This window comes from Rathayibacter sp. AY2B3 (genome assembly GCF_002931755.1).
In the GTDB taxonomy this organism is placed as follows: Bacteria; Actinomycetota; Actinomycetes; order Actinomycetales; family Microbacteriaceae; genus Rathayibacter.
This window is the reverse complement of record NZ_PSUG01000090.1, coordinates 1-2,079: the sequence shown is the minus strand read 5'-3', so window position 1 is coordinate 2,079 and position 2,079 is coordinate 1. Positions and strand designations below refer to the sequence as shown.

The following is a 2,079-nucleotide window of genomic DNA, read 5'->3' as shown; positions in this document are numbered from 1 at the left end:
CGACCGCGGCCTGATCAACTACCTGATGCGCGACCGCCACGGCTCGCCGTTCGAGCACAACTCGATGACCTTCTACGTGCAGGCGCCGATCTTCGTCTTCCGCGAGTTCATGCGCCACCGCATCGCCTCCTACAACGAGGAGTCGGGCCGCTACCGCGAGCTCCGACCGGTCTTCTACGTGCCCGGCCCCCGGCGCAACCTCGTGCAGGTCGGCAAGCCCGGCGCCTACTCCTTCGAGTCGGGCACCCCGGAGCAGGCCGACCTCGTCGCCGAGGAGACGCGCCGCGTCAGCACGCAGGCCTACGAGTCGTACCAGCGGATGCTCGGCGAGGGCGTCGCCCGCGAGGTCGCAAGGATCGTCCTCCCGCTGAACATCTACTCCTCGATGTACGTCACGCTCAACGCCCGCTCGCTGATGAACTTCCTCTCCCTGCGCACCAAGCGCGAGGACTCGACGTTCCCCTCCTTCCCGCAGCGCGAGATCGAGATGGCCGCCGAGCAGATGGAGACCCACTTCCAGGAGCTGATGCCCCTCACGGCCGCCGCCTTCACGGCGAACGGCCGCGTCGCCCCGTAGGGAGCCGCCGGTCGCGTGGGTGTGCCGTGGCCTGAGGCGTGCCCTCCGCAGGCTGCACCGCCGTCCGCAGGAGGGTGTGCCGTCTGCAGGCGAGTGTGGCCGCCGGCGGGCGAGTGTGCCGCCGGCAGGCTCCAGTGCGGTCCGCAGGGGGGTGTGCCGTCTGCAGGCACCAGTGCGGTCCGCAGGGGGGTGTGCCGTCTGCAGGCGCCAGTTCCGTCCGCAGGGGATTGCGCCGTTTGCAGGGGATGGTCGGAGGGGAGCGCTCTCCTCCGCCTGGACAGCGGGTCGACGCCCGGATCTCCTGCAGATCGCACCGGCCAGGCCTGCAGATCGCACCGCCGCAGCCTGCAGATCGCACCGCCGCAGCCTGCAGATCGCACCGGTCACCCGCGCCGGCGGGGCGGCGGAGCGTCCTCCCCAGGCGCCGGTCGGAAGAGCTCTCCCCAGTTCCGTCGGTCGCATCGTCGACGGCGGTCCCGGTCGGGCCAGCCTCGACGGATGCGAGCGTCCTCCACCACCCTCCTCCGCGCCGGCGGCGTCGTGAAGACGGAGCAGTTCCTCCGGGAGGGGACGACCCGGCGGGAGCTGTCACGCGCCGTCGTGTCGGGGTCGCTCGTCCGCGTCCGGAAGGGCTGGTACGCACTGCCCGGCCTCGCTCCCGCGGTCGAGCAGGCCTTCCGCGTCGGAGGGGTCCTCGCCTGCGCGGATGCAGCGCGCGTCCACGGGCTCTGGGTCCCGGCTTTCCGCGGTCTCCACGTCGGAGTGCCGGAGCAGGCCTCGCGTCTGCGCGACCGCGAGCGGTACCACCTGCGGCTCGGCACCTCCGACGACGTCGTCGTGCACTGGTCAGCCGCTGCTGCGCCGCCCTGCACCCTCGTGCAGAGCATGGAGGACTGCATCGTCATCGCCTCCCTCTGTCAGGGCGCCGAGTTCGGATTCGTCCTCCTCGAGTCGGCGCTCCGGCAGGGGCTCCTCGGCACGGCGGCCAAGAACCGCCTGCTCGCCCGTCTGCCCACCCGGCTCGCGGTGCAGCTGAGCTGGGCGGGAAAGGTGTCGGAGAGCGGGCTCGAGTCGATGGTCGCGTTCCGCCTGCGCAGGATCGGAGTCCGCTTCCGCCAGCAGGTGCGCATCGGCGCTCGCCGGGTCGACTTCCTCATCGGCGAGGTCCTCATCCTGGAGGTGGACGGTGCGGAGTTCCACGAGGCCGACAGGGACAACCGTCGCGACATCGAGCTCGGCCGCCTGGGCTATCGGATCCACCACTTCCGGACCGCGACAGTCGACACGCACTGGGAAGCGGCGGAGGCGGACGTCCTCGCCGCCGTCTCCCGCGGCGATCATCTCCGCTCGTAGGGGATCGGGTCATCGGGGCTGCCCCCGGACCGCAGCGCGACCCGCAGCGGTGCCGTCTGCAGGGAGGTGTGCCGGCAGGGAGGTGTGCCGTCTGCGAGGAGGTGTGCCGTCTGCAGGGAGGTGTGCCGTCTGCAGGTGCGATCTGCAGG

At 71.5% G+C, this 2,079-nt stretch carries 2 protein-coding genes; both read left to right on the top strand.

The window, feature by feature from the left end; genetic code table 11:
• Window positions 1-577, top strand: a 577-nt coding sequence (thyX, locus tag C5C24_RS17370; RefSeq protein ID WP_104305562.1) for an FAD-dependent thymidylate synthase, incomplete at its 5' end; no start/stop codon positions are given.
• Window positions 578-1,075: 498 nt separating this feature from the next.
• Window positions 1,076-1,930, top strand: a complete 855-nt coding sequence (locus C5C24_RS17365) for a type IV toxin-antitoxin system AbiEi family antitoxin domain-containing protein (protein WP_104276119.1) — start codon at window positions 1,076-1,078, stop codon at window positions 1,928-1,930.
• Window positions 1,931-2,079: the final 149 nt, after the last annotated feature.

Bases quoted from the DNA above. Each gene is read 5' to 3' on its own strand.
- C5C24_RS17365 (WP_104276119.1), top strand. From the start codon at position 1,076: ATGCGAGCGTCCTCCACCACCCTCCTCCGCGCCGGCGGCGTCGTGAAG.